At 58.7% G+C, this 18,485-nt stretch carries 16 protein-coding genes and 1 pseudogene; 6 read left to right on the top strand and 11 right to left on the bottom strand.

Annotated elements, in window-relative coordinates; genetic code table 11:
- Positions 1–41: 41 nt before the first annotated feature.
- Entirely contained in the window at positions 42–1,100 is a 1,059-nt protein-coding gene (locus tag FHT92_RS13630) for an alpha/beta hydrolase family protein (RefSeq protein ID WP_183825845.1), read from the bottom strand.
- A gap of 136 nt (positions 1,101–1,236) precedes the next feature.
- On the bottom strand, positions 1,237–2,565 hold the full coding sequence (locus FHT92_RS13625) for an aspartate aminotransferase family protein (RefSeq protein ID WP_183741206.1): 1,329 nt from the start codon (positions 2,563–2,565) through the stop codon (positions 1,237–1,239).
- A gap of 368 nt (positions 2,566–2,933) precedes the next feature.
- Here FHT92_RS13625 and FHT92_RS13620 point away from each other — a divergent pair, with 368 nt between their 5' ends.
- Positions 2,934–3,296 carry an alkaline phosphatase PhoX gene (locus tag FHT92_RS13620; protein WP_246735253.1) on the top strand — a complete coding sequence of 121 codons (363 nt, stop codon included), beginning with the start codon at positions 2,934–2,936 and terminating at the stop codon, positions 3,294–3,296.
- A 68-nt stretch (positions 3,297–3,364) separates the two neighbouring features.
- On the opposite strand, the gene FHT92_RS13615 is transcribed toward FHT92_RS13620, so the two are convergent.
- The 5 genes from FHT92_RS13615 to FHT92_RS13595 all read right to left on the bottom strand — a co-directional run bounded on the left by FHT92_RS13615 (position 3,365) and on the right by FHT92_RS13595 (position 7,609).
- Positions 3,365–3,682 (bottom strand): ArsR/SmtB family transcription factor, encoded by a 318-nt coding sequence (locus FHT92_RS13615; RefSeq protein WP_183741204.1) that lies wholly within the window; start codon positions 3,680–3,682, stop codon positions 3,365–3,367.
- Positions 3,683–3,797: 115 nt separating this feature from the next.
- On the bottom strand, positions 3,798–4,547 hold the full coding sequence (locus FHT92_RS13610; protein ID WP_183825841.1) for a HugZ family protein: 750 nt from the start codon (positions 4,545–4,547) through the stop codon (positions 3,798–3,800).
- Positions 4,548–4,685: 138 nt separating this feature from the next.
- The gene (gene choV / locus FHT92_RS13605) at positions 4,686–5,732 is read right to left on the bottom strand and encodes a choline ABC transporter ATP-binding protein (protein WP_183825838.1); all 1,047 of its coding nucleotides are present in this window, start codon (positions 5,730–5,732) and stop codon (positions 4,686–4,688) included.
- Positions 5,729–6,574, bottom strand: coding sequence for a choline ABC transporter permease subunit (choW, locus tag FHT92_RS13600; protein ID WP_183825835.1), 846 nt, complete (start codon positions 6,572–6,574; stop codon positions 5,729–5,731). The genes choV and choW overlap by 4 nt, the downstream gene beginning before the upstream one ends.
- A 78-nt stretch (positions 6,575–6,652) precedes the next feature.
- Positions 6,653–7,609: a choline ABC transporter substrate-binding protein gene (locus FHT92_RS13595; RefSeq protein ID WP_183741200.1), complete on the bottom strand. Its 957-nt coding sequence runs from the start codon at positions 7,607–7,609 to the stop codon at positions 6,653–6,655.
- 232 nt (positions 7,610–7,841) lie between these two features.
- On the opposite strand from FHT92_RS13595, the gene FHT92_RS13590 reads away from it, so the two are divergent.
- From FHT92_RS13590 to FHT92_RS13580, 3 genes are all read left to right on the top strand, one after another.
- Positions 7,842–8,444, top strand: coding sequence for a thymidine kinase (locus FHT92_RS13590; protein WP_183741199.1), 603 nt, complete (start codon positions 7,842–7,844; stop codon positions 8,442–8,444).
- Between the two features lie 67 nt (positions 8,445–8,511).
- Entirely contained in the window at positions 8,512–9,585 is a 1,074-nt protein-coding gene (locus tag FHT92_RS13585) for a hypothetical protein (RefSeq protein ID WP_183825832.1), read from the top strand.
- Between the two features lie 152 nt (positions 9,586–9,737).
- Positions 9,738–10,859: a DUF2333 family protein gene (locus FHT92_RS13580; protein ID WP_183825830.1), complete on the top strand. Its 1,122-nt coding sequence runs from the start codon at positions 9,738–9,740 to the stop codon at positions 10,857–10,859.
- A 62-nt stretch (positions 10,860–10,921) separates the two neighbouring features.
- Here FHT92_RS13580 and FHT92_RS13575 read toward each other — a convergent pair whose 3' ends face one another.
- The 3 genes from FHT92_RS13575 to FHT92_RS13565 all read right to left on the bottom strand — a co-directional run bounded on the left by FHT92_RS13575 (position 10,922) and on the right by FHT92_RS13565 (position 12,762).
- On the bottom strand, positions 10,922–11,383 hold the full coding sequence (locus FHT92_RS13575) for a PAS domain-containing protein (RefSeq protein WP_183825827.1): 462 nt from the start codon (positions 11,381–11,383) through the stop codon (positions 10,922–10,924).
- Positions 11,384–11,429: 46 nt separating this feature from the next.
- Positions 11,430–12,155 carry a helix-turn-helix transcriptional regulator gene (locus tag FHT92_RS13570; protein WP_183741195.1) on the bottom strand — a complete coding sequence of 242 codons (726 nt, stop codon included), beginning with the start codon at positions 12,153–12,155 and terminating at the stop codon, positions 11,430–11,432.
- 145 nt (positions 12,156–12,300) lie between these two features.
- Positions 12,301–12,762 (bottom strand): Lrp/AsnC ligand binding domain-containing protein, encoded by a 462-nt coding sequence (locus FHT92_RS13565; RefSeq protein ID WP_113428410.1) that lies wholly within the window; start codon positions 12,760–12,762, stop codon positions 12,301–12,303.
- Between the two features lie 112 nt (positions 12,763–12,874).
- On the opposite strand from FHT92_RS13565, the gene putA reads away from it, so the two are divergent.
- A complete protein-coding gene (putA, locus tag FHT92_RS13560; RefSeq protein ID WP_183825824.1) occupies positions 12,875–15,991 on the top strand; it encodes a bifunctional proline dehydrogenase/L-glutamate gamma-semialdehyde dehydrogenase PutA in 3,117 nt (1,038 codons plus the stop codon).
- Positions 15,992–16,087: 96 nt separating this feature from the next.
- Positions 16,088–17,770 (top strand): annotated as a pseudogene (locus FHT92_RS13555) (hypothetical protein).
- 75 nt (positions 17,771–17,845) lie between these two features.
- Here FHT92_RS13555 and FHT92_RS13550 read toward each other — a convergent pair.
- Positions 17,846–18,373, bottom strand: coding sequence for a TIGR00645 family protein (locus tag FHT92_RS13550; protein ID WP_183741189.1), 528 nt, complete (start codon positions 18,371–18,373; stop codon positions 17,846–17,848).
- Positions 18,374–18,485 lie beyond the last annotated feature (112 nt).

Here is an 18,485-nt window from a genome sequence, read left to right as displayed (position 1 = left end):
GGGGATCTGGTCCGCCGAAGCTCCGGAGATGAGGACCTGCGCTATTGTCGAGGGAGTGCCTTTCCCAGGAAGTCGGTGACCATGCTGGCAACCTGCCTATGAATAACTTCTCGGTCCGCGCCCGTACCGTCCCGACAGACGATGCTCTCGCCTGGCGCTTCCTTCTCGATAAGCTGGGCGGCGCCAGGTTTGCAGGGCTGCATGAAGCTGAAATGCAGCGATCCGGGGACAAGGCTGTAGGTGGTGGTTGCTGACGGCAGATAGCGGGCTACGTAGCCGGAATCCATGTTGGTAGCGGCTATGTCCGCCTTGGTTGCCGTATCCGCGTCGACATCCGCAGCAGCACCTAGCACCATGATGGGGACATGGATTGCCGCAAGGCTTGCTGGTGTTAGTCCGCGGCCGGGGCCGAGATCAAGTGTCACGACCGCACGAATTCTTGCATCACCGAGATTGGCGGCCATCGCCGCATTGGAGGCCGCATCGCGCCCGATGCCGAGCGCCTCGAATATTTTGCAATAGATCGGGCTGAATTCAGCCAGGCAATTCTTCGCCACCTTGGCCGCATCGAAACGGCCGCCCGCCAATTCGACGACCGTCCAGCCGCCGAGCGAATGGCCGATGGCGGCAATCCGATCGGATGCTACGCCGCCCGACAGATCAGGATTGTCCAGCAGCGCATCGATCACGCGGCTGAGATCGCCGGGGCGCTTCCACAGTTCAACGGCGTCGGGTTTTCGCATGTCGAATGTGGTCGTACCGGGATGATCGGGTGCGGCGACGACATAACCCGCGTCTACGAGATCGGCGGCGAGCCAGGCGAGGTTGCGCCAGCTGCCGCCATAACCGTGAGAAAGGACGACCAGCGAATGCGAGCCGGCTACGGGTTCGGCGTTTTTGATTACAGGTTGGCCGATGAAGGCGGGTGTTTCGCCGAGAAGGACCGGTGTGGCGTCAGACGCTGTCGGATACCAGATGCTGACATGCATCGGGCGATCGACGCTTTTGCCGGACAGGGTGGTTTCGCGGAAGCCGGTTCCCGCATGTGCTGCTGATACAAGCAGGAGAAGCAGGGGGAGGATAAAGGCAAGTCTCGGCATGGGATCTCCATTGGGTTGATTTGCCCTGTCTGGAGGAAATCCCTGAGGTTGGAGACCGATAACGCGTTCGAGGTCTCCGATATCAAAAGAAAGGGCGAAGCCGGAGCCTCGCCCTCGAATTCACTTGGGATTGAACTCAGATGTTGTTCTGCAGGATCGTACGCAGTTTGCCGAAGAGTTCGTCGATATGCTTCTTCTCGATGATCAGCGGCGGCGAGAGAGCGATGATATCGCCTGTTGTGCGGATCAGCAGACCGCTTTCGTAAGCTTTGAGGAAGGCCGTGAAGGCGCGCTTAGTCGGCTCGCCGGCGATCGGGTCGAGCTCGATGGCGCCGATCAGGCCTGTGTTTCTGATGTCGATGACATTGGGGCAATCCTTCAGCGAATGCAGGGCATCAGCCCAGTAGTCGGAGAGTTCGGCTGCGCGCGTCAGCAGGCCCTCTTCCTTGTAGGTGTCGAGCGTTGCAAGTGCTGCGGCCGAAGCGATCGGGTTGCCGGAATAGGTATAGCCGTGGAAGAACTCGATCATATGCTCGGGGCCGTTCATGAAGGCATCATGGATTTCCGAGGTCACGAAGACGGCGCCCATCGGGATGACGCCGTTGGTCAGGCCCTTGGCGGTGGTGATGATATCGGGCTTTACGTCGTAATATTGGGCGGCGAACGGAGCGCCGAGGCGGCCGAAGCCGGTGATGACTTCGTCGAAGATCAGCAGGATACCGTGCTTGGTGCAGATCTCACGCAGCTTCTGCAGATAGCCTTTTGGCGGAATGAGGACGCCGGTGGAGCCGGCGACCGGCTCGACGATGACGGCGGCGACCGTGGAAGCGTCATGCAGGGTGACGATGCGCTCGAGTTCGGTCGCGATATCGCCGCCAATTTCGGGTTCGCCGCGGGTGAAGTTGTTCTTGCCTGGCAGATGGGTGTGCGGCATGTGGTCGACGCCGGTCAGCAGCGTGCCGAACATCTTGCGGTTGGTGACGATGCCGCCAACGGAGATGCCGCCGAAATTCACGCCATGATAGCCACGCTCGCGACCGATCAGGCGGAAGCGTGAGCCATTGCCCTTCACGCGGTGATAGGCGAGCGCCACCTTGAGCGCCGTTTCCACCGATTCAGAACCGGAATTGGTGTAGAGGACGTGATCCATGCCCTCGGGGGCGATGTCGACCAGGCGGTTGGCGAGTTCGAAAGCCTTGGGATGGCCGAGCTGGAAGGCCGGAGCATAATCGAGTTCGCCGGCCTGTTCGCGGATCGCCTCGGTGATCTTCGGGCGGCAGTGTCCGGCATTCACGCACCAGAGGCCAGCCGTACCGTCCAGAACCTGACGGCCGTCATGGGTCTGGTAGTACATATCCTTCGCGCTCACGAAGAGGCGCGGTTCCTTCTTGAACTGGCGGTTCGCGGTAAAGGGCATCCAAAAGGCGCGAAGGTCGTTTGGCGTTGCATTCAGGCGGTTGGACATGCTGTTCTCCTGGCCGTTGGGGAGGCCATTCCCGTTTTAGGCTTGGCGCTGTTTATATTTACTGCCCGGTCAAATTATCAGCGCTCGGCAAGGCGTCAAGCCGAAGAAGCACAGCTGTCTGCAGCTCCCGGACACTTCGGACGTCATCAATCCTTTGCCGGGCATTGCTACAAAAATCGATGGCCGCAATGGCCGAGGGCGTTCGTTCATTTCCTTGAAATTCAACCGTTTTTACCGGAGGTAGTCATGACAGACCGCCAGAAAACCAGCCGCGTCCCAATCCGCGACGTGCATTTGCGCCGAGCTACGGCACCATTCTCGAAGAAGGCGTTCGTCGCCGTACCGATCTGAAGAGCTTTATCGCAGCCATGGGCGCCGCCGCTTTTGCGCCGGCGCTCGAAGCAACGAGGGCTGAAGCTGCCGAGTCGACGCTCGCTTTCACGGAGCTGAAGCGTGTGCGTGACACTGCCGACCACTGGGCTGATGATTACGAGCGCCAGATTCTCATTCGTTGGGGTGACGCTCTCTTTGCCGACAGCCCGGAATTCGATGTCACCAAACTCAACGGCAAGGCCGCCGAGCGCCAGTTCGGCTACAACAACGACTTCACGCAGTTCCTGCCGTTGCCCTGGGGGGAGAAGAGCTCGGACCACGGCCTGATGGTCGTCCAAGCAACAAAGCCGGCAATTCTTGCGAATTGCCGGCCTCTAAGTCTTCACGTGCTGAAATAACGTAAGCAGCGTCCGCGGAAACATCTCCTTGGAGCGTTGCTCAGACTGACATCATGTCAGCACTAACATCAGGCTGCAGACCTACTCCGGTTCTCGGTCACGTAGATATCCTCGAGCGTTGCGAGGATCTTCATGACAGGCTCGGAGTTGCTGGAATAGTAGATCGTCTGTGCATCACGACGGGTCTTGACCAGCTTCTGAGCGCGCAATTTCGACAGATGCTGCGAGAGGGCCGACTGGCTCAGGCCGACCTGGGTAGCGAGGATGCCGACAGGCACTTCTCCCTTTACCAGGCTGGTGAGGATCAGCAAACGCTTGGGGTTGGCCATGGCCGATAATAAAGCTGCCGCCACATTGGTGTGCTCGGCCAAATCAGAGGTTTCCATATTTTTTCTTCCTAATGCGAAACGTACATCATCCGTACAGGCACAGGCCGTCAGACGGTTCTTTGACTGACGGCGAAAACTAGCAATTGGGCTCGAAGATTGTATATACCTAAATTTAAGGTATCAGGTATGCTATTTTAGATATGTTTGAACAAATGTGATCTATGTCCTCTGCGGGTGTGTCGAACTCGCAACGCATCAATAAGTCACCTGAAATCATATCGAAACCCGCGGAATCGACCCCACAGATGCGCCAGGGGCCCGCTTCAGAGGCCTTCAGCCTCGATGTCAGCGCTGACAGCAGGTCCGGATGGCGCACTACTAAATCTTGCACTGCAGCCTCAGCTTTTTCGGCGATGTCATCATTTGCCAGGGAGTGAATCACGAGATCGCTCCCGTCCAAAACGTAAGCTCGGCCGAATCCGCCATTGAGACTGGCCGATTGCGGGATGAGGCGGAAGAAACGGAAATCCGAGAAATCGATATAGAGTGCCGCTTTGGCATGACGGCTGAGAAAACGGGTGCGGATGCGCGCGTGGAGGGGCGTATCCCGCTCCACCTGTTCCGCACGGCATTGGGTCGTCAGGCGGGGATAGGCGAGCGGATCGCCTTTGCCGGGCTCACCGGTCAGGAGCGAAGCCCTGGCGTCGGCGGCAAGCGCTTTCGTGTGGGTCGAGAGCGCGGAAACGAGGATAACGGGCACGCCGTCTATGTCGGTGCCGAGCAGAACCCGGCTTGCAAAGGGAAAGCCGGTTTCAGGATCGAGAACGGCGAGGGCCGCATAGCGGGCGGAGCGCAAGAGGGTGCGCGCCAACTTGCGGGCCTCATCGTCGGTTTCGCGGAGCGTAGAGAACGGTTCTTTCATACTCGCGTTGTGGCAAAGCGGAGTGAAGGGATCAAGTCTAAAGCGTGTCGCGATCTCCAAGATTCGCCTGCCCCACTTTAGGGTTTTATATTCGCATGTTGTTATCGCAAAACCGCTGCGCACCTTTGCGCGACGTGCTTATTCCTTCCGCCGGTGCCGTGTGAGGCCGGTGACGACATCCTGCGCCGAGATCGTGCCGATGATCTGGCCGTTGTCGACCACGCCGATACTGCCGGGCTGGCGGGAGAGGGAGTCAAGAATGTCGACAAGCGGCGTCGTTGGGCGTGCGGTGGCGCTGACCGACATGCCGATTGCCGCATCGCCAAGCCCCGGCTGCATCACGTCGGAAGCCATTAGCATGTTGATCGGGTTCATGTTCTGCACGAAATCGGCGACATATTGATCGGCTGGGTTCTTGACGATCTCCTGCGGCGTTCCGCACTGGATGATCCGCCCGCCCTCCATGATCGCGATGCGGTTGCCGATGCGGAAAGCCTCGTCGAGATCGTGGCTGACGAAGAGGATGGTTTTCTTCAGCCGCCGCTGGAATTCCAGCAACTCGTCCTGCAGTCGCGTGCGGATCAGCGGATCGAGCGCGGAGAACGGCTCGTCCATCAGCAGGATCGGAGCGCCGGTGGCAAAGGCGCGGGCAAGGCCGACGCGCTGCTGCATGCCGCCGGAGAGCTCGTTGACCTTACGGTCCGCCCATTTCGTCAGGTTGACGAGTTCGAGCTGTTCTCCGACCCGGCTCTTGCGCTCGGCCTCCCGCACACCCGATAACTCGAGGCCGAAGCCGACATTCTCTGCAACGGTGCGCCAGGGCAGAAGGGCGAACTGCTGGAACACCATGGAGACCGTATGCGTGCGCAGGTCGCGCAGCGCTTTGGCATTGCATTTGTAAGGGTTTACCGGTCCCGTTGCCGTCGAAACGGCGACGTCGCCGCGCACAACGGGCGCAAGCCCGTTGACAGCACGCAGGAGCGTCGACTTGCCGGAACCCGAGAGGCCCATCAGTACGAGGATCTCGCCTTCCTCGATGGTCAGCGAGGCATTGGCGACGCCGAGAACGAGGCCGGTCTCGGCGCCGATCTCGTCGCGTGAGCGACCCTGGTCGACCATGGCGAGCCCAATTTCCGGCCGATCGCCGAAGATGATGTTGACGTCTCTGAAACTGACCGCGGTCATGCGCCGTCTCCTTCGCCTGCGGTGCGGAACATGCGGTCCAGAATGATTGCCAGGATGACGATACAGAAACCGGCCTCAAAACCCTTGGCGATGTTGACGGTGTTCAAGGCACGCACGACCGGTACGCCGAGACCGGGAGCGCCAACGAGGGCGGCGATGACGACCATCGAGAGGGAGAGCATGATGGTCTGTGTCAGGCCAGCCATGATCTGCGGCGTTGCAAAGGGCAGCTCGACCTTGCGCAGAACCTGGATCGGCGTCGCGCCGAAGGCGACGGCGGCTTCGACGAGGGAGGGGGGCGTCGAGATGATACCGAGGCGGGTGAGGCGGATGGGGGCCGGGATGGCGAAGATGACGGTTGCGATCAGGCCCGGCACCATGCCGAGGCCGAAAAGGATAAGCGCTGGAATGAGATAAACGAAAGTAGGAATGGTCTGCATGAGGTCCAGAGCGGGCCGCATGGCGGCATAGATCCAGGCGCGGCGGGCAGCCGCAATGCCGAGCGGAATGCCGATCACCATGCTGACGAAGGTCGCAGCGAGCACGAGCGCCAGTGTTTCCGTCGTCTCCTTCCAGTAGCCCTGGTTCATGATGAGCAGCAGTCCAAGACAGGTGAAGACCGCCACTGTAATCGACCGGCGCAGCCACCAGGCGAGGAGGCTGATGGCAAGGATGGCAATCAGCGGATTGGGTGTCTGCAGCACGAAAAGCAAGGCATTGATGACGTGCGACAACAGCGCGGAGAGTTGGTTGAAGAACCATTCGCCGTTCGATGTCAGCCAATCGACAAAGGACTTGGCCCAAGGACCAATGGGAATTTTAGCGTCAGTGATCCAATTCACGAGGCGCGCCTGTCTTTTTGAGAACGAAGATCGGGATGAAAACGAAAACGGGGCGGCAGATCCGCCCCGGTCATTTCATCAGAGGCCGAGGCCGGACTTGACAGCCGCCAGGCCATCGCCGCTGCCGTCGCGTGTCTTGACGCCGGCAAGCCAGGGTTCGACCGTGGACGGATTGGCCTTCAGCCATTCGCCCGCTGCCTTTTCCGGATCTTCGCCGTCATTCAGGATCTTGTTCATGATCTCGTTCTCCATTTTCAGGGAGAACTTGAGATTCTTGATCAATGTCCCGACGTTCGGGCACTCGCTGAGATAGCCGGCACGCACGTTGGTATAAACTTCGGCGCCGCCGAAATTCGGTCCGAAGGTGTCGTCGCCACCCGACAGATAGGTCATCTTGAAGTTGGTATTCATCGGATGCGGTTCCCAACCGAGGAAGACGATGGGCTTGCCATCTTTCTCGGCGCGGGCAACCTGCGCCAGCATGCCCTGCTCGGAGGATTCGACCAGTTCCATCTCCTTCATTCCGAAGGTGTTCTTGTCGATCATGTCGATGACGTGGCGGTTGCCGTCATTGCCGGGCTCGATGCCGTAGATCTTGCCCTCGAGATCGTCCTTGTGAGCAGCGATATCCTTGAAGTCCTTGATGCCGAGTTCGGCGCCCTTTGCATTGGTCGCCAGCGTGTACTTGGCGCCGACGAGGTTCGGACCGTAGGACTCGACTGACTTGTCGTCGAGATAGGGCTGGATATCTGCCTTCTGTGACTGCATCCAGTTGCCGAGGAAGACGTCGATGTCCTTATTCTTCATCGAGGTGTAGGTGACCGGCAGGGAGAGAACCTTGATATCGGTCTCATAACCGAGCTTCTTGAGAAGCAGAGAAGCGGTCGCAGTGGTGGACGTGACGTCCGTCCAGCCGATGTCCGAGAGATGGACGGTGGAGCAGCTTTCAGGATCTGCGGAGAAAGCAGCCGTCGCGACGGAGAGGGCAGCGATCGCAGTTGCGGTGACGAGTTTGAATGCGCTTGTTGTTTTCATTTTAGACTCCCAGTCTTACGTTCCCAAGCCAACCATCAATAGACCAGTTTTACAAGCGATCTCGGCGCGTTTGCGGCGTTCCGGACTATGTGATTGCGACGTGCCGCATTTTGGGAAAGCCTGAATTGCAAGGCTTTTGGCGATTCCATCGCCGGATTTCCTGTGACTATCGATTTGCTGGGGCTTTTCTTTGCGTTCTCCAGCTTTCAAGAAGCCAGATAAGGAGAATCCGATGGCAAAGCTCTATTTCAACTACTCGACGATGAATGCCGGCAAGTCCACCATGCTGCTGCAGGCCTCCTATAACTATCAGGAGCGCGGCATGCGCACGGTTCTCTTGATCGCTGCCTTCGACGATCGGGTGGGCCGGGGCGTCATCGGTTCACGTATCGGGCTCGAAGCAGAGGCCATTCCTTTCGAGGGTGACAGTGATCTCTACGCGCTGGTCCGCGAACTCAGCAGCGAAGGACAGGCGATCTCCTGCGTCTTCGTCGACGAGGCGCATTTCATGACGCGCGATCATGTCTGGCAGCTTGCCCGCGTGGTCGACCGGCTTGGTATTCCCGTGATGGTCTACGGCCTGAGGACGGATTTCCAGGGCAAGCTCTTCCCGGCTTCGCAGGAACTGCTGGCGATTGCCGACGAGATGCGGGAAGTGCGCACCATCTGCCATTGCGGGCGCAAGGCGACCATGGTCGTGCGGCTCGATACCGAAGGCAAGGTGTTGCATGAGGGCGCGCAGATCGATGTCGGCGGGAACGAGAAATATGTTTCGCTGTGTCGCCGCCATTGGGATGATGCAATGAACGGCGAATGGGTTGCCGAGCCGGTCTGAATACGCCTGTTTTCTTTAAAGCAACAAGTGAATAGTCTGGAAGACGGAGATTCCTTGGGAGTACTCGGTGCGCAAAAGCCCGCCTTTCGATAACCAGTACGATGCCGCCCGTGAGCTAGCCGAGGCGATGGCTGGCGAGGCTGATTATTGTGCTGCCTGCATCACAGGTTTCGATGGCGATGGGTCGCGCTCATCCGACGAGATTTTCCTGGAGCAGAATGCGCGTTTTCAGGCATTCTTGCATGACAGTACCACGCTCGATGTGCTGCTTGCCGAGCTCGTTTTTTCCCTCGACCGGCTGACGGCCAAGGTTTCGGCCGATCTCGACAGTTTTCGCGGGCTGACCCGGCGCGAAAAGATGGCCGGATGGTTTTCCCGACAGCGCATGTGGCGCATGCATAGCGCGCGGGTGCGGGAGGCGCCGGTTGTGGAGCAACTGCTCGATCTTCTGACGAAATCCGATCTTCTGGCGGCGCTGCTCGATGGCCAGAGGCGATCCTTTGCCGCGCGTCACAAGAGCGCCGAACTTGGTCTCGTCGATATCGTGGAGCACCGGCGACGGCTCGTCGACGAGATCGATATTGCACGGATGCGGATGAAGGAGCTCAACGCCAAGGCATTGAACACGCAGGGGCGCATTGGCGTCTATGGCAACAAGGCGCACTGGGAGCAGATGGAGGCGGAGCGCCTGGCGCTAAAAGCGGAGGCCGAGCGCATTTCCGTCGAAGAACATGCGATGCGCGACGAGAGCCAGCGGCGCGAACGCTTCATCAACATGTTCCAGGCTTTCGTCGACAGGCTGAACGGCGGTATCGCCAGCTGCAACGTGCTCATCCGCAAGCTTTCGGTCGATACCGAGGAGCGCCTCATCATCTATCAGGCGCAAGTCGATACCGACCGTCCGGGCATGAGGGTGAGGATCAAACCGGAGCTTTTCCCTGATATCGCCGCATCAATCGCGCTTTTCGAAAAGGGCATGCTGGTGCCTCAGGATCTGGTCCAGCGAAAGAGCCGCGCAGACCAGGAATTTGCGCGGAAATTTCCCATCTATGCCGAGGAGCGCTCGGACGCGCCACTGATCGATGTGGTGCGAAAATCTCCCACGTTCGGGCTCGGATTCTTCCGTTCGCTGCGCTCCTGACAGGGTGGTGAGGGAAGGCGCATCCGATCTGTCACGTCTGGTTCGCGTACCGTTTGGCGGAAATATCCTTGTCTGTTGTTGTACTTGGCTGATCAAGCGCATATGTGGATGGAGAGGATATCCCTGTTTTCGCCGCCTGACAGGAGACGACGATGCTCGACCGGATTACCGGTTTTTTCAGACTGATCGGCAAGACGATCAGCCGCTGGGTTCGCCTTTTCGCGGCCTGGGCCTTCTGGCCATTCATGGCCGCGCACGGATGGTATGCACGGCGGACCTGGATGATCCGGCTGCCGATCATCGCGTTTCTCACACTTCTCGTCGTCCTCTACGGTTATTTCGTCTGGCAGACGCAGGTCTGGTCGAATTTCAATACCAATTTCGTCGATCAGTACCGCCTTTCCGATCGCAAGGTACCAGTAGGGCAGGAAATTCGAGCGGCGGACGGGACTGCCGCCAAGACCTGCCAGCGTTCGGCGATCGTCGATGTCGCGGCCGATCTGACGGATTTCAACGTCAACCAGAACGCCTGGATATCGTCGATGGTGCTCTACAAGATGGGCTTCTTCGGCATCGATTGGGACCATACACCCTTCTTCGACAACAAGGCCTCCTTCCAGCGCGGCATCAACCAAGCGGTTCGCCGGACATCGGCGGAGCTTGTCGATACGCTGGGGCGCGTGCGCGGCACATCAGGCGTCAACAACGATCTGCAAAGTGCGCGCGGCAACCTGCAATTTGATGAATCTAGCTGGTATTTCGGCCTCAGTCCTTTTGGACCAAAGACGCCAACGCCGGCCTATTATCGTGCGGCGATCAACAGCCTGCGCAAGTTCAATACCGATCTCGCCGGCTGCAATGCGGTCTTCGACGGCCGTGCCGACAACCTGATGCAGTTCATCGACCGCATCGCCAACGATCTCGGCAGTACCTCCGACATGCTGGCCGAGCGCTCGGAAAACCACAATCGCGGCTGGTTCGACACGCGTGCCGACGATCGGTTCTGGTTCGCCTATGGCCAGCTCTACGCCTATTACGCGATTCTCTCGGCGGCGCAGGCGGATTTCTCTCAGGTTGTGTCGGAGCGAAACCTCGGGGCGATCTGGGCCGGCACGACACGGCAATTTCAGGCGGCACTTCGCATTCAGCCGGCAATCATTTCCAACGGACGAGAGGACGGCTGGATCATGCCGAGCCACCTCGCCACGATGGGTTTCTATATATTGAGGGTTCGATCGAACCTCGTTGAAATCCGCTCAGTGCTGGACCGTTAGAGCGCCGCACGGCCATTCGGGCGCACAAAAGACGCTCTAACTCTTCGAAACCAAGCTTCCCGTTAAACCGGAGTGCCGCCGTCCTCGAAGCCGAGGATACGCAGCTTTTCGACAAACTCATATGTGATGCCGACGATGCCGCCGCCGCTGGCGTCGTCGCGGAACTGCCCGACCGAGCGCACCATCTTGTAGCCGCCGTGTCTGTTGTCGACGCGATAGACATAATGGAAGCCGACCCGGTAGAGGCTCGCCTGCTCGAAGGTCTCGGCGATCAGCAACCGGTCTTCCTCGTGGATGCGGGACATGAGTTCGGTCAGGTTGACCGGACCGTCACTGTAGGGAAGATCGAAGATCTGGTGTACGTCTTCGCTGGCGAAGAAATGTCCGGTCTCAAGATCCATCCGCCAGAAGCCGAAGAGGCGGTAGGCGGCGAACATGGTCACCGCTTCGGCATCGGTAACGCCGATGTGGGCGCGGGATTGCAGCCGATGTTCGACGGCTGGCTGTTCGAAACGAAGAGGCACGGTTTCCCCCTAATTCGGGATGACGCGCTGATTCTCTTCTGATTCCTCAGTTGATCAGCTTCAATCGGATGGCTTTTGCTACCAACTGGGTGCGGTTGACGCAATCGAGTTTTTTAATTGCGTTGGTCATATAGGCATTTACCGTATGATCCGACAGCGCCAGGATCTGGCCGATCTCGATCGAGGTCTTGCCCTGCGCCGTCCACCGCACGACCTCGAGTTCACGAGCCGAGAGCGCGCTATGGGCGCTCACCTCATTGCGCTTTACGCTGTTGTAGGTGTCGAGGGCGTGAAGAACGACCATCGCAAGCTCATTGATTTCGGCCTGGCCGAGGGACGTGCGTTCGCCGACGAACAAGAAGGCGAGGCGCTGTCCATCGGCGGAGTTGATCGGCATGGCAAAGCCGGCAGTCATGCCGTGCTGCAGCATCAAGTTCCTGACGCCGGCGGGGAAAGACTGGGCGTCACCAGGGTCGCTGAGATGCCAAACCTGAGGTACTACCGATTCCCTCATTCGTGCGGCAAAGGGTGAGACACGCAGCATATGCCCGCGGTCGAAATCTCTGATGTATGAAGCCGGAAGCGAACTCTCGATGATCAGCGGCTTGAGCAGCAAATCTTCTATTGTCGGCGCGTTCAGCAGAGTGGCATGTTCAAAACCGAATGCGGCGGCCACCCTTGCGAGCGTTTGTACGAAGAGGCCGCGCGTACGTGCCCCTGCCAATTCGCTCGACAACAATGACTGCCTTTCAGAGGTAGTCATGTAAGACATTATATGCCCCCGCAAGTCCCCATGTTACGAATATGAAATACATAAATCCGATTGCACGCTAGCTCTAATTGACTTAGCTCGCGCTGATTAATTCATTTTGTGAAAAATTAACCAGATGAAAAACGCGTTTAAGTTGTTTTTTGATCTATACGGGTAGAAGGGCAGTGCCTTTTACCTCCTCCATGACCGCATAGGTGTGTGTTTCGCGTACGCCGGGGAGGGAAAGAATCACCTCGGAGAGGAACTGGCGATAAGCTTCCATCCCCGCCATGCGCGCCTTCACAAGATAGTCGAAGCCGCCTGCGACCATGTGGCATTCCATGACGTCGTCGCTGCGTTTTACTGCCGCGGCAAAGGCGTCGAAAACGTCAGGTGTGGTACGATCGAGCTTCACCTGAACGAAGACGAGGAGACTGCGGCCGAGCTTTTCCGGCGAAAGGATTGCCATGTAGCCGGTGATGTAACCGTCTCGGGTGAGCCGCTTGACGCGCTCTGCGGTCGCCGTGGGAGACAGGTTGACGCGTTCGGCGAGCTCTATGTTGGAGAGCCGTCCCTCCTTCTGCAACGCACGGAGAATCTTGCGGTCGAGACGATCGAGCTCTTTCATTTTTCGCGGCCTTTCAGGGAGTCGGTAGGCGAAGATCATGTTCGCAGGGCTCAGTTTAGTGAAAAACACCACGAATGAACAGCTATGTTGCCGAAATCACGGAGAACAGTTCATGCCGACCCAGATTTTCACGCCTTTTGCACCGTTCAACGCTCCATTCGCCGGTGACGATGACCGCCTGCTGCAGGGTTTTGCCGAAGACCTACGTTTTTCGGCCTCCCAGGATGCGGCGATTGACAAGCGCGCCGGCGGGATGATCGAGGCGATCCGCAGCAATTCCGGATCGATCGGCGGCGTGGAGGACTTCCTCAGGGAGTATGGGCTTTCCACCAAGGAAGGCCTGGCGCTGATGGTACTTGCCGAAGCGCTGCTGCGCGTGCCCGACGCGCTGACGCAGGATAAGCTGATCGAGGACAAGCTGAAGGAAGGCGGCTGGAGCGAACATGAGGGCAAGGCCGATAGCTGGTTCGTCTCGGCATCGGCCTGGGCGCTCGGCCTTTCCGCCCGCATCATCCGTCCCGGCGAAACGCCCGAAGGCGTGGTGCGAGGCCTCGTCAAGCGCATGGGCCTGCCGACCGTGCGCAATGCCACCAAGCAAGCCATGCGCTTTCTCGGCCATCATTTCGTGCTCGGTGAGACGATCAAGGATGCGCTGAACCGTGCGGCCAAGAGCGAGGAGAAGGGTTATCGCCATTCTTTCGACATGCTGGGCGAGGGCGCCCGCACGGCTGAGGATGCCAAGCGTTATTGGCAATCCTATGCCATGGCGATCGAGGCGATCGGCAGCTGGATGGCGAAGAATGGCAAGGGCAAGGATCTGCCCGACCGGATGGGCATTTCCGTCAAGCTTTCGGCGCTGCATCCGCGTTACCTCGCCACGCATCGCGACCGGGTGATGAAGGAGCTGGTGCCTGGTCTCCTGAAGCTCGCGCAGATGGCGAAAGCCCATCAGCTTAATTTCACCATCGATGCCGAAGAGGCTGACCGGCTGGAGCTTTCGCTTGATGTGATCGCCGCCGTCTTTTCCGATCCGTCGCTTGCCGGCTGGGATGGTTTCGGTCTCGCGATCCAGGCCTATCAGAAGCGCGCCGTTGCCGTAATCGACTACATTGACGAACTCTGCGCAAAGCTTGGCCGTCGTATGATGGTGCGACTCGTCAAGGGCGCCTATTGGGATACGGAGGTCAAGCGGGCGCAGGAACGCGGGCTCGATGATTATCCGGTCTGGACACGCAAGCAGGCGACGGACCTTTCCTATCTCGCCTGCGCGCAGCATATGCTTGCCAAGCGGGCGCGTATCTTCCCTCAGTTTGCCACTCACAATGCGTTGACGGTTTCAACTATTCTGGAGCTTGCCGGCAATGACCGCTCCGGCTTCGAGTTTCAGCGCCTGCATGGCATGGGCGAGAGCCTCTACAATCATCTGCTGGATACCAACGATCGGATCGCCTGCCGCATCTACGCGCCGGTCGGCGGTTATCGTGACCTGCTTGCCTATCTCGTTCGCCGTCTTCTGGAAAATGGTGCCAACTCTTCTTTCGTCGCCATGGCGGGTGACAAGAACGTTCCGATCAAGGCGCTGCTGGAGCGTCCCGCGGACAAGTTGGAATTCGATGTCGGCGCCAGCGCGCGTAACAGCAAGATACCTCTGCCGCCGCAGCTCTACGGCAAGCGTAAGAACAGCGCCGGGCTGGAATTCGGCCATCGTGCGACGCTGGAGAGGCTGATGGGCAATATCGGCAAGGGTATTTCCGCCATTTCAGCGACGCCGCTGATCCCCGGCGTTGCGGCCAGCGGTGCCGACGTTCCTGTCGTCTCGCCATCCAATCATTCGAAGACCGTCGGTTCGGTGCGCAATGCCACCGTAGCCGATATCGACAAGGCTTTTGCGATCGCCGCCAAGGGCTTCAAGACATGGTCGCGCCGCTCCGTCGAGGAACGCGCATCGGCGTTGGAGCGCATGGCCGACCTCATGGAGGAAAACCGTGACCGGCTGCTAGTGCTTCTCGCTGCAGAGGCCGGCAAGACACTGGATGATGGCGTCGCTGAAGTGCGCGAAGCCGTGGATTTCTGCCGCTACTATGCCGATGAGGCACGCCGGCTGTTTGGCACTGTCACGAAGATGCCGGGGCCGACAGGTGAGGACAATCGTTACCTCTGGCGCGGCCGTGGTGTCTTTGCCTGCATCTCGCCCTGGAATTTCCCGCTGGCGATCTTCCTCGGGCAGGTTTCGGCCGCTCTCGTGTCCGGCAATGCGGTGCTCGCAAAGCCGGCACCGCAGACCCCTCTCATTGCCTATGAGGCGGTCAAGCTGTTCCACAAAGCCGGCGTGCCGGAAGATGCATTGCTTTTCGTTCCCGGCGGTCCGGATGTCGGTGCCGCTATCACGGCACATGCAGCCCTTGCCGGTGTGGCTTTCACCGGGTCGACCAAGACAGCCTGGGCGATCAACCGTGCGCTCGCCGCCAAGGATGGGCCGATCGTGCCGCTGATCGCCGAAACCGGTGGCCTCAACGCCATGGTGGTCGATGCGACGGCGCTCGGCGAGCAGGTGGCCGATGATGTGGTCCTCTCGGCCTTCCGTTCGGCCGGTCAACGCTGCTCCGCGCTCCGCCTGCTTTTCCTGCAGGAAGACATCGCCGAACATATGACGCATATGATCGAGGGCGCTGCGCGCGAACTGCAGCTTGGCGATCCGGCGCTGGAAACCACCGATGTCGGCCCGATCATCGATGAGAAGCAGAAGGCGATGCTGGAAGCCCATATCACCGACATGCAGAAGACACAGAAGGTACGGTATGCCGGCAGGGCACCTGATGGAGGCAGCTTCTTTGCGCCGCATATCATCGAGCTCGACAATCCAGCGGCGCTGACCAAGGAAGTCTTCGGGCCTGTGCTGCACATCGTCAAATGGAAGGCAAAGGAACTGCCGAAAGTGCTGCAAGATATCCAGGCTTCTGGCTACGGCCTGACGCTCGGCGTTCATAGCCGCATCGAATCCACGATCCGCACCGTCACCGACGCGCTCGATACCGGCAATGTCTATGTCAACCGCAACATGATCGGCGCCGTCGTCGGCACTCAACCTTTCGGCGGCTCGGGGCTCTCGGGCACCGGCTTCAAGGCTGGCGGCCCGGCCTATCTGCAGCGTTTTGCGCTGGAACAGGTGATCTCCGTAAACACCGCCGCGGCTGGCGGCAATGCCAGCCTGATTGCGATGGGCGAATAAAGTAATGAAGCGGCAGCAAGTCTTTGGGAACCCCGCTTGCTGCCGTTCAAACCAATTGCTAAGCGTATGATCGGATGTAACTGAGGCAATCTAATCGTGCGCTTTGCAATTTCTTTTCTGGTGAAGTGCCTATCCTTCCGATCATTACTTATTTTGTTTCTTTTGAACTTGCCGATCGGAGCTTCTGCCTCCGAGGTTGCCAAGCAGAAACAGGCGGGACATCCTTCGATGGATTTCATTCTTGTGCGCAGTCTCTCCTGTCTGGAAGACTGTCCTGAATGGATATCGGCGGAGGGGCGTATAACGCCCGATACGCCCGCGCGTTTGAGGAAATTTCTCAAAAAGATCGGTGACCGGAAAGTGCCTGTCGTCCTCCGCTCGGAAGGTGGCGAAGTCGATGCCGCCTATGCGATGGGCCGGATGATCCGCAAGGCCGGTCTTGAAACGGCAGTCGGGGGCACGCAGCTCAAGGATTGCCCCGATGACGATAGGCGCTGCGCCGCGGCAATCACGAAGGATGGCACTGCAGTCGGGGATACCTATTCGGACGGTGCTTTCTGCTATTCTGCCTGCCCACTAGTGCTGGCCGGCGGCACGTCGCGTGTCTCGTCGCAATGGGCCTATATCGGCGTCCACCAGATCACGACCATCTATCAGAAGCTTCGTATCTCTTACCGGATCGAATACAAGATCGTGAACGGCAAGAAGACGGAGGTTTCCCGCAAGGAGGTTGGACGAAAAGCAGCCGGGCAGCGCAGCTCCACCAAGTTGGGCAAGAAGGCCACTGCTGCCCTTACGGGTTATTTGAAAGAAATGGGCGTCAGCAGCGAGCTGGTCGATTTGATGATGACGACCACGCCCGCAAGCATTGCTGTCATCGCGCCCGAAGAAGCAGTTCGAATGGGTCTTCTTACTGATGTGCTGACATTTAGTGAGTGGCCCGGTATGCCGCTCTGTCCTAATGACGCCGCGCCGAGCGCAGTCTGCTATCGCCATCCTGTGGCCGACGTGGCTGTAGCGGCGGCACCTTTGGCGGAGGCCCCGGTGAAGAGTGCGACGGTTTATGCAGCCGGCGGTCAGATTAAAACCCATCCTATGGACTTTCTCGTCATGTACCATGGTCATTGCCGGGACGAGTGTACGCAGTGGATTTCTGCGGATGGCTATATTATGCCGGATACCCCGGCCCAGTTGGACGCGATCTTGAAGACGCTCGGAGGAAAAAAGCTGCCCGTCGTCTTTCAGTCCTATGGCGGCGACAGGGATGCCGCTTTTGCGATGGGGCGCATGATCCGTGCTGCGGGTCTTGATACCTCAATTGGCAGGACGAGATTGCCGAATTGTCCGATGACGGATCCGCGCTGCACGGCAAGCATGGCAAAAGACGGGCCGACCGAAGGGGAGGTCTTTGCCGGTGGTGCGTACTGTTTTTCGAGCTGCACGGTTGCTTTCATGGGCGGAGAGTTGCGGCTTGTGGGAAATTCGGCGCTTGGCCTCAGCCGGCCGATGAACAAGCTTACAGACACTGATCGTGAAGAATTTTAGAGCTATTTCAAGGAAATGGGCGTTAGCCCTGATGCATTTGACACAATGATGATCACGCCGCCCGATGGGAGAGGGGATATCCTTTATCCGCAGGCGATCGCGCTCGATATTATCGATGGTGCGATCCCTGAGGATGAAGAGCCTGGCTCTCATTTCTGCGGACCGAATGCGAAGGAAAGTGTCCGATGCCCCAGGAAATCCGAGGCGGCGATCGTTCCAGCATCGGTAAATTGATGTTGAGATTCGAAAAAGAGAGGCTGGAACAACACGCCCTTCTGCTGCGCACCAGTGCTTCCGGCTCTTGCCGCTTTACCCTTTATCCTTCAGGTCGTTCTTCGAGGTCACACTCATCAGCTTCTCGAGGAAACCGAGCATGAGCGCCGAGACGACGAAGGCGAGATGCATGAGGGTCAGCCACATGATCTTGCCGTCGTCATATTGATTGACGTTGAGGAAGACCTGCAGCAGGTGGATCGAGGAAATGGCGACGATCGACGAGGCGACCTTGATCTTCAGGCTCCCGGAATCGAGCTTGCCGAGGAAGGACACTTCGCCTTCTTTCTCCGCCTCGTCGAAGCGGCTGACGAAATTCTCGTAGCCGGAGATCATCACCATGACGATGAGGCTTGCGACGAGTGCCGCGTCGATGAGACCGAGCATGGCGAGGATCATTTCGGCCTCGCCGAGTTCGAACACGCTTCCCGCGACCTTCAGGAACTTGAAAGCGAAGGACACGGCATAGACGGCCAAGGCGAGTACAAGGCCGATATAGAAGACCACCAGCAGCCAACGGCTGGAAAGGATGATGCGCTCGACCAAAAGTTCGAGTGATTTCACGGTGTACTCCCGTAAGTCTTAGAATCGCTGACCTCTAATAAACAATGGAATAGCCGCAGGGCAAGGCGCGGCGCTATTCACAGTTTGGGCATATTTCGCTATCCGATTGAAA

Source organism: Rhizobium sp. BK377 (genome assembly GCF_014193935.1).
GTDB lineage: Bacteria > Pseudomonadota > Alphaproteobacteria > Rhizobiales > Rhizobiaceae > Rhizobium.
This window is presented reverse-complemented; position numbering and strand designations above follow the sequence as displayed.

Excerpts from the sequence above, each read along its gene's own strand:
- FHT92_RS13610 (WP_183825841.1), bottom strand. The coding sequence starts at position 4,547 with ATGAAAGAACCGTTCTCTACGCTCCGCGAAACCGACGATGAGGCCCGC.
- FHT92_RS13625 (WP_183741206.1), bottom strand. The coding sequence starts at position 2,565 with ATGTCCAACCGCCTGAATGCAACGCCAAACGACCTTCGCGCCTTTTGG.
- choV (WP_183825838.1), bottom strand. The coding sequence starts at position 5,732 with ATGACCGCGGTCAGTTTCAGAGACGTCAACATCATCTTCGGCGATCGG.
- FHT92_RS13580 (WP_183825830.1), top strand. The coding sequence starts at position 9,738 with ATGCTCGACCGGATTACCGGTTTTTTCAGACTGATCGGCAAGACGATC.
- FHT92_RS13595 (WP_183741200.1), bottom strand. The coding sequence starts at position 7,609 with ATGAAAACAACAAGCGCATTCAAACTCGTCACCGCAACTGCGATCGCT.
- FHT92_RS13565 (WP_113428410.1), bottom strand. The coding sequence starts at position 12,762 with ATGAAAGAGCTCGATCGTCTCGACCGCAAGATTCTCCGTGCGTTGCAG.
- putA (WP_183825824.1), top strand. The coding sequence starts at position 12,875 with ATGCCGACCCAGATTTTCACGCCTTTTGCACCGTTCAACGCTCCATTC.
- FHT92_RS13590 (WP_183741199.1), top strand. The coding sequence starts at position 7,842 with ATGGCAAAGCTCTATTTCAACTACTCGACGATGAATGCCGGCAAGTCC.
- FHT92_RS13620 (WP_246735253.1), top strand. The coding sequence starts at position 2,934 with ATGGGCGCCGCCGCTTTTGCGCCGGCGCTCGAAGCAACGAGGGCTGAA.
- FHT92_RS13570 (WP_183741195.1), bottom strand. The coding sequence starts at position 12,155 with ATGTCTTACATGACTACCTCTGAAAGGCAGTCATTGTTGTCGAGCGAA.
- FHT92_RS13630 (WP_183825845.1), bottom strand. The coding sequence starts at position 1,100 with ATGCCGAGACTTGCCTTTATCCTCCCCCTGCTTCTCCTGCTTGTATCA.
- FHT92_RS13615 (WP_183741204.1), bottom strand. The coding sequence starts at position 3,682 with ATGGAAACCTCTGATTTGGCCGAGCACACCAATGTGGCGGCAGCTTTA.